The organism is uncultured Zoogloea sp. (assembly GCF_937894855.1).
GTDB classification, from domain to species: Bacteria; Pseudomonadota; Gammaproteobacteria; order Burkholderiales; family Rhodocyclaceae; genus Zoogloea; species Zoogloea oryzae.
This window is the reverse complement of record NZ_CALAYQ010000211.1, coordinates 1-7,255: the sequence shown is the minus strand read 5'-3', so window position 1 is coordinate 7,255 and position 7,255 is coordinate 1. Positions and strand designations below refer to the sequence as shown.

7 protein-coding genes are annotated in these 7,255 nt (G+C 65.2%); all 7 read left to right on the top strand.

The features are described from left to right. Positions 1–99 precede the first annotated feature (99 nt). Genes trpA through Q0672_RS23380 form a run of 7 tightly spaced genes read left to right on the top strand, consistent with a single transcriptional unit; the run spans position 100 to position 7,106 of the window. Positions 100–909 carry a tryptophan synthase subunit alpha gene (gene trpA, locus Q0672_RS23410; RefSeq protein WP_298626712.1) on the top strand — a complete coding sequence of 270 codons (810 nt, stop codon included), beginning with the start codon at positions 100–102 and terminating at the stop codon, positions 907–909. Then, positions 909–1,784, top strand: coding sequence for an acetyl-CoA carboxylase, carboxyltransferase subunit beta (accD, locus tag Q0672_RS23405; RefSeq protein WP_298626710.1), 876 nt, complete (start codon positions 909–911; stop codon positions 1,782–1,784). Before trpA ends, accD begins: the two co-directional genes overlap by 1 nt. A gap of 1 nt (position 1,785) precedes the next feature. Continuing rightward, a complete protein-coding gene (gene folC, locus Q0672_RS23400; RefSeq protein ID WP_153160365.1) occupies positions 1,786–3,060 on the top strand; it encodes a bifunctional tetrahydrofolate synthase/dihydrofolate synthase in 1,275 nt (424 codons plus the stop codon). 14 nt (positions 3,061–3,074) lie between these two features. Then, on the top strand, positions 3,075–3,866 hold the full coding sequence (locus tag Q0672_RS23395) for an SPOR domain-containing protein (protein ID WP_298626706.1): 792 nt from the start codon (positions 3,075–3,077) through the stop codon (positions 3,864–3,866). 18 nt (positions 3,867–3,884) lie between these two features. Next, positions 3,885–4,376: a CvpA family protein gene (locus Q0672_RS23390; protein WP_284188151.1), complete on the top strand. Its 492-nt coding sequence runs from the start codon at positions 3,885–3,887 to the stop codon at positions 4,374–4,376. Positions 4,377–4,386: 10 nt separating this feature from the next. Next, positions 4,387–5,916 (top strand): amidophosphoribosyltransferase, encoded by a 1,530-nt coding sequence (gene purF / locus Q0672_RS23385; RefSeq protein ID WP_298626702.1) that lies wholly within the window; start codon positions 4,387–4,389, stop codon positions 5,914–5,916. Then, positions 5,913–7,106 (top strand): O-succinylhomoserine sulfhydrylase, encoded by a 1,194-nt coding sequence (locus Q0672_RS23380; protein ID WP_298626699.1) that lies wholly within the window; start codon positions 5,913–5,915, stop codon positions 7,104–7,106. The genes purF and Q0672_RS23380 overlap by 4 nt, the downstream gene beginning before the upstream one ends. Positions 7,107–7,255 lie beyond the last annotated feature (149 nt).

Sequence of the window (7,255 nt, the reverse complement as noted above, 5' to 3'; positions counted from 1 at the left end):
AAGGATATGCACACCGTCGCCGAGAAGTCCGGCATCCAGTTCTGATCTTCACGGCCTCGCCAGCGTGTCTGGCGGGGCCGCTGACCATTCATACGATCCATGTCCACAATCCAACAAACCTTCAAGCGGCTGGCCGGCGAAGGGCGCAAGGCGCTCATCCCGTTCATCACTGCCGGCGATCCTGCACCCGAAATGACCTTGCCGCTGATGCAGGCCCTCGTGGCCGGCGGCGCCGACATCATCGAACTGGGTGTTCCCTTCTCCGATCCGATGGCCGACGGCCCGACCATCCAGCGCGCCTCCGAGCGGGCCCTGGCGGCGGGCATGAGCACCCGCAAGGTGCTTGATATGGTTCGCGCCTTCCGCGCCACCGGCGACCAGACGCCCGTCGTGCTGATGGGCTACGCCAACCCGATCGAGGCGATGGGCCTGGAAGCCTTTGCCAAGGCGGCATCCGAAGCCGGCGTCGATGGCGTGCTGGTGGTCGATTATCCGCCCGAGGAGTGCGTCACCTTTGCCGAGGTCTGCCGCGCCGCCGGGCTTGATCCGGTCTTCCTGCTGGCACCCACCTCAACCGAACAGCGTTTCGCCGACGTGGCGGCGGTGGGCAGTGGCTACATCTATTACGTCTCGCTCAAGGGCGTGACGGGCTCGGCTACCCTTGATCTGGACGAGGTTGCCCTGCGCATCCCGGTGATCCGCGAGAAGGTCGGCATGCCAGTGGGCGTGGGCTTTGGCATCCGTGATGCGGCCACCGCAGCGCGCATCGCCAGCCTCGCCGACGCCGTGGTGATCGGCAGCCGGATCATCGAGGAAATCGAACAGAGCAGCCGCGAAGAAGCCCCGGCGAAGGTCACCGCCTTCCTGCGCGGTATCCGCACGGCCATGGACAACGCAGGAGAGCGCTGATGAGCTGGTTGAAGAAACTGCTGCCGCCGAAGATCAAGCGTGACGCGCCATCGGGCCGCAAGGCGATCCCTGAAGGCCTGTGGAGCAAGTGCCCGGCCTGTGAGGCGGTGCTCTACCGTTCCGACCTCGAGAGCAACCTCAATGTCTGCCCGAAGTGCGGCCATCACCAGCGCATCCGGGCCCGCCAGCGGATCGAGCTGCTGCTCGATCCGGAAGGCCAGTTCGAGATCGGCGCCGAAGTCGTGCCGATCGATCCGCTCAAGTTCAAGGATTTCAAGCGTTATCCGGATCGGCTTGCCGCTGCGAATGCCGATTCCGAAGAGTCCGACGCCCTCGTGGTGGTGCAGGGCGCCATCAAGACCGTGCCGGTGGTGATCGCCTGCTTCGAGTTCGAGTTCCTTGGTGGTTCGATGGGCTCGGTGGTTGGCGAGCGTTTCATCCGTGGCGTGAAGGCTGCGGTCGAGCAGCGCCTGCCTTTCATCTGCGTGACCGCTTCGGGCGGCGCGCGGATGCAGGAGGGCCTGTTCTCGCTTATGCAGATGGCCAAGACCACCGCCGGCATCACCCTACTGTCGGAGCGCAAGCTGCCCTTCATCACCTTGCTCACCGACCCGACCATGGGCGGTGTGTCGGCCAGTTTCGCCTTCATGGGCGATCTGGTGATTGGCGAACCCGGCGCCCTGATCGGCTTTGCCGGCCCTCGTGTGATCGAGCAAACCGTGCGTGAAACGCTGCCCCCGGGCTTCCAGCGCTCCGAGTTCCTCCTCGAGAAGGGCGCCATCGACATGATCATCGACCGTCGCGAACTGCGTGACCGTCTCGCCGAACTCCTCACCCTGCTGACGCGACAAGCGTCTGTCCGCTCCGCCGCCTGACATGCAGTTGCCCGAAACACTCGATGGCTGGCTGGGTCTCCTCGAGGCCCGCCACGGCCAGGCGATCCAGCTCGGTCTGGATCGCGTGCGCACCGTTCGTGATGCGCTGAATCTTCCGCAAACCTGCCCGGTGTTCATCATCGGCGGCACCAACGGCAAGGGCTCGACCTGCGCGCTGCTCGAAGCCGTGCTGCTCGCGGCTGGCAAGCGGGTTGGGCTATACACCTCGCCGCATCTGCTGCGCTACAACGAGCGCGTCCGCATTGACGGCCGCGACGTCAGCGACGCGGTGCTGGTCGATGCCTTTGCCGAAGTCGAACGCGCCCGGGGCGACACGCCGCTCACCTATTTCGAGCACGGCACCCTGGCTGCCTGGGCTGCTTTCAGCCATGCCGGCCTCGACGCGATCATCCTCGAGGTGGGGCTGGGCGGCCGGCTGGATGCGGTCAACGTGTTCGAGCCCGACTGCTCCATCGTCACCAGCGTGGCCATGGATCACATGGATTTCCTCGGCGACACCCGCGAGGCCATCGGTTTCGAGAAGGCGGGGATCTTCCGTCCCGGCAAGCCGGCAATCTGCAGTGATCCCATGCCGCCCCAGTCCCTCATCGATCACGCCGAAGCCATTGGCGCGAAGCTTCAGGTGAGCGGTCGCGACTTCGGATTTGCCGGGGATCAGAATCAATGGGCCTTCTGGACGGCCGGTGGCAGCCGCCGTGGCGGACTCGCCTATCCGGCGTTGCGGGGCACCAACCAGCTCCTCAATGCAGCGGCGGTGATGGCCGCCTGTGAGGCCGTTCGCGACATCCTGCCGGTTCCGATGCAGGCCATCCGCCAGGGTTTCATGCTGGTGGAGCTGCCGGGGCGCTTCCAGGTCATGCCGGGGCGTCCGGCGGTGGTCTTCGACGTCGCCCACAATCCCCAGGCCGCTGGCGTGCTCAACGAGAACCTTGCGAGCATGGGCTTCTTCCCGGAAACCTGGGCGGTGCTCGGCATGCTGGGCGACAAGGACGTGGCGGGTGTGGTGCGTCTGCTGCGTGATCGGGTCGACCACTGGCTGCTGGCCACGCTGCCTGGTCCGCGCGGTCTCCCGGCCGCCCGGCTCGCCGAAATCCTGCGGGAAGTCGGCGTGAATGGCGACATCGCCGAATATCCGTCGCCCGCAAGTGCGTACGAGGTCGCAGCGGGTCGCGCGGCCGAGGGTGATAGAATCGTGATCTTTGGCTCCTTCCTGACCGTGGCGGACGTTATGGCCGCCAGGAAGTCGCCGCAATAGGTGTTGCAGCAAGAATGGCCGACAACGATTCCCAGATCGACCTGAAAAAACGTGCCCGGCGCCGCCTGGTGGGTTCCGCCGCGCTGGCGCTGGCTGCAGCCATCGTGTTGCCGATGGTCATGGACCACGAGCCGCGTCCGCCTTCGCAGGACGTTCAGATCCGCATTCCCAGCCAGGAAGGCAGCAACTTCACGTCCCGCGTGATCGCTGGAAAGGCGCCCGCGCCCAGCCAGCCGGTGGCTGGCGTGATTGCCGAGGAGAGCACCGAGCCGGTGGTTGAAGAGAAGCCCCAGACCGGCCGCAAGTCCGAGCCGGAGGCGGGCAGCCCTGTCTTCAAGCCGGGCGAGGAGCTCATTCCGCCGCCGCGCAAGGTCGAGCCGTCCAAGGCCGAAATCGTCCGGCCCGAGCCCAGAAAGCCGGAGCCGAAGCCCGAAGCTAAACCCGAGCCCAAGAAGCCCGAACCGCCGAAGCCTGATCCCAAGCAAAAGGAAAAGGAACAGAAGGAACGGGAGCGCGAGAAGGCCCAGGCCGATGCCGAGCGCGCCAAAGCGCTGCTGATGGGTGCAAATCCCAAGGACGAGGCGGTCAAGCCTCACGTGCTGTCCCTCGGTGCCTATCGCGAGGCGGGCAACGTGGCCCAGTTGCGCGCAAAGCTCAAGGCCGAGGGCTATCCTTCTTACGTCGAAACCGTGGGTGACAAGGTGCGCGTTCGCGCGGGCCCGTTCCCGAACAAGGCTGCGGCCGACAAGGCGGCTGCGCGCATCCAGAAGATTCTGGGCGTGCAGGCATCCGTGGCGGCCAAGTAGCCCTGGACGTGACACGCCTTGACCGGACTGGATTACGCGTTCATCGGCCTCGTCGGCCTGTCTGCATTGCTGGGTTTCTGGCGGGGGCTGATCTCCGAGATCGTCGCGCTGGGCGCCTGGCTGCTGGCTTTCATGGTGGCGAAGTCCTTCATGCCCGAGCTTCAGCCGCTGGTGGCGAACTGGGTGAAGGAGCCGCTGCTGCAGGGGCCGGTGGCATTTCTGCTCATTTTTGTTGTCGTACTCATTCTTGTGGCGATCCTGCGCTGGATGCTGAGCGAACTGATTCGCGCAGCCGGCCTCGGGATTGCCGACCGTTTCCTCGGGGCGTGCTTCGGCGCGGTGAGGGGCGGTCTGATCGTGTTTGCAATGGCGTTGCTCGTCGGCATCGGCGGCTTCGCAAAGGAAGCGTGGTGGCGGGAGGCCAGCCTGTCGGCGCCCCTCGAGACCGCCGTGACCGCTTCCCGACCCTGGCTCCCTGAGCCGTTGGCAAAAAGACTTCGATACCGATAGGTGGTTTGAAATGTGTGGGATTCTGGGCGTAGTAGCGACGACACCCGTCAATCAGCTTCTTTATGACGGCCTGCAGGTGCTTCAGCACCGCGGGCAGGACGCCGCTGGCATTGCGACTTCGCAGGACGGGCGCTTCCACATGCACAAGGGCTCCGGCCTGGTGCGGGACGTGTTCCGTACCCGCAACATGCGCGATCTGCCCGGCAACTGGGGTATCGCTCACGTGCGCTACCCGACCGCCGGCTCGGCGTCGGCCGCTGCCGAAGCGCAACCTTTCTACGTGAACTCGCCGTTCGGCCTGATGCTGGCCCACAACGGCAACCTCACCAACTCGGAGGAGCTGAAGCGGGAGATGTTCCTGTCGGATCTCCGGCACATCAACACCAATTCCGATTCCGAGGTGCTGCTCAACGTGCTCGCGCACGAGCTGCAGGCCGCCGCCAAGAGCTTCCGCCTGGATGAAGAGACCGTCTTCACCGCGGTGGCTGGCGTGCACCGCCGCTGCCGGGGCGCCTACGCCACCGTGGCGATGATTTCCGGCACCGGCCTCCTGGCCTTCCGCGATCCCTACGGCATCCGCCCGCTGGTGATCGGGCGCAATGACACGCCCAACGGCACCGAGTGGCTGGTAGCCTCCGAGAGCGTTGCCCTCGACGTGATGGGCTTCAAGCTGGTGCGCGACGTGGCGCCGGGTGAGGCGATCCTGATCGACACCGAAGGCCGCTTCCATAGCCGCCAGTGTGCCGGCCACACCGTGCTGGCCCCGTGCATGTTCGAGTTCGTCTATCTGGCCCGTCCCGATTCGCTGATCGACGGCATCTCGGTGTACGACGCGCGGATCAAGATGGGCGAGTTCCTGGCCCACAAGCTGCGCTCCACGATGCCGCACCTGAAGATCGACGTGGTGATCCCGATCCCCGATTCCAGCCGTCCGTCGGCGATGGAAATGGCCCATCACCTGAACGTGCCGTACCGCGAAGGCTTCGTGAAGAACCGCTACATCGGCCGGACCTTCATCATGCCGGGCCAGGAGATCCGCAAGAAATCCGTGCGCCAGAAGCTCAATACCATCCAGCAGGAATTCAAGGGCAAGGCGGTGCTGCTGGTGGATGACTCCATCGTGCGTGGCACCACCAGCCGCGAGATCGTCCAGATGGCCCGCGATGCCGGTGCGACCAAGGTCTATATGGCCTCGGCGGCGCCCCCGGTGCGCTATGCCAACGTGTACGGCATCGACATGCCCAGCAAGAACGAGCTGATCGCCAGCAACCGTACCGAAGAGGAAATCTGCCGCGAAATCGGCGCCGATGCGCTGATCTACCAGGATCTCGACGACCTCAAGGCGGCGGTCCAGGCGATCAACCCGTCCATCTCGATGTTCGAGACCTCCTGTTTCGATGGCTGCTACGTGACCGGCGACGTCACCGACGAATACCTGTCGGGCGTCGAGAACCAGCGCAACGACGCGGCCAGCAAGCCGGTGTCGGAGGACGGTGGCGGTCAGATGGACCTGAACCTCGTTTCCCGGAGCGAAAGTTGAGCATTGACCCGATCCTGGGCCTCGATCCGGACACCCTGGCGATTCGCGCCGGGATCGAGCGCAGCCAGTTCAACGAGCATTCCGAGGCGCTGTATCTCACCTCCAGCTTCGTCTTCAACAGCGCGGCCGAAGCCGCTGCGCGGTTCTCCGGCGCGGAAGAGGGCAACGTCTACGCCCGCTTCACCAACCCGACGGTCACTGCGATGCAGCAACGTCTGGCGGCGCTGGAAGGTGCCGAGGCCTGCATTGCGACGGCTTCCGGCATGGCGGCGATCATGTCTGCGGTGATGGCGCTGCTGTCGTCCGGGGATCACGTGGTCGTGTCCCGCGGGGTTTTTGGTGCCACCCAGCAGCTCTTCGGCAACATCCTGTCGCGTTTCGGCATCACCTCCACCTTCGTGCCCGCCACGGATCTGGACGCCTACCGCGCGGCGGTGACGCCCTCGACGAAGATGTTCTTCATCGAGTCGCCGTCCAACCCGCTCACCGAGCTGGTGGATATTGCCGCAGTGGCGGCCATTGCCCATGAATCGAAGGCGCTGCTGGCGGTGGATAACTGCTTCTGCTCGCCGGCGCTGCAGCAGCCGCTCAAGCTCGGTGCCGATCTGGTGATCCACTCGGCCACCAAGTACCTCGACGGCCAGGGCCGCGTGCTGGGCGGCGCGGTGTGCGGCAGCAAGGTGCTGGTGGACGAGGTGCTGAAGTTCCTGCGTACCGCTGGCCCGTGCATCTCGCCGTTCAACGCGTGGGTGATCCTGAAGGGGCTGGAAACCCTCAAGATTCGCATGGCGGCGCAATCCGCCAGCGCGCTGGAACTGGCCACCTGGCTGGAAGCTCAGCCGCAGGTGGCGCGGGTGTTCTATCCGGGCCTGCCGTCCCACGCCCAGTACGATCTGGCCAAGCGTCAGCAGCGTAGCGGCGGGGCGATCGTCAGCTTCGAGGTGAAGGGCGGTCGCGAAGAAGCCTGGACGGTGGTGGATTCGACTCGTGTCGTCTCGATCACCGCCAACCTGGGTGACACCAAGACGACCCTGACCCATCCGGCGTCCACCACCCACGGCCGGATCTCGTCGGAGGCCCGTGAAGCCTCGGGCATCCGCGAAAGCCTGCTGCGGGTTGCGGTCGGCCTCGAGGCGGTTGAAGACCTGAAGGCCGATCTGGCCCGGGGGCTGGCCAAGCTCGGCGTCTGATCCAGGCGTACGGCCAACGAGAAACGGCGCCCTGTTCGGCGCCGTTTTTCATTTCAGTGACCCGTCCTGAAATAGCTTGACACTTTTTTGCCGTAGCAAGGAAGCGTCAATGGAATCAAAGCACAAGCGGACCCAGCGGGATTACAGCC

What these genes read in the sequence shown, in the direction of transcription:
- accD (WP_298626710.1), top strand. Translation starts at nt 909, where the DNA reads ATGAGCTGGTTGAAGAAACTGCTGCCGCCGAAGATCAAGCGTGACGCG.
- Q0672_RS23395 (WP_298626706.1), top strand. Translation starts at nt 3,075, where the DNA reads ATGGCCGACAACGATTCCCAGATCGACCTGAAAAAACGTGCCCGGCGC.
- purF (WP_298626702.1), top strand. Translation starts at nt 4,387, where the DNA reads ATGTGTGGGATTCTGGGCGTAGTAGCGACGACACCCGTCAATCAGCTT.
- trpA (WP_298626712.1), top strand. Translation starts at nt 100, where the DNA reads ATGTCCACAATCCAACAAACCTTCAAGCGGCTGGCCGGCGAAGGGCGC.
- folC (WP_153160365.1), top strand. Translation starts at nt 1,786, where the DNA reads ATGCAGTTGCCCGAAACACTCGATGGCTGGCTGGGTCTCCTCGAGGCC.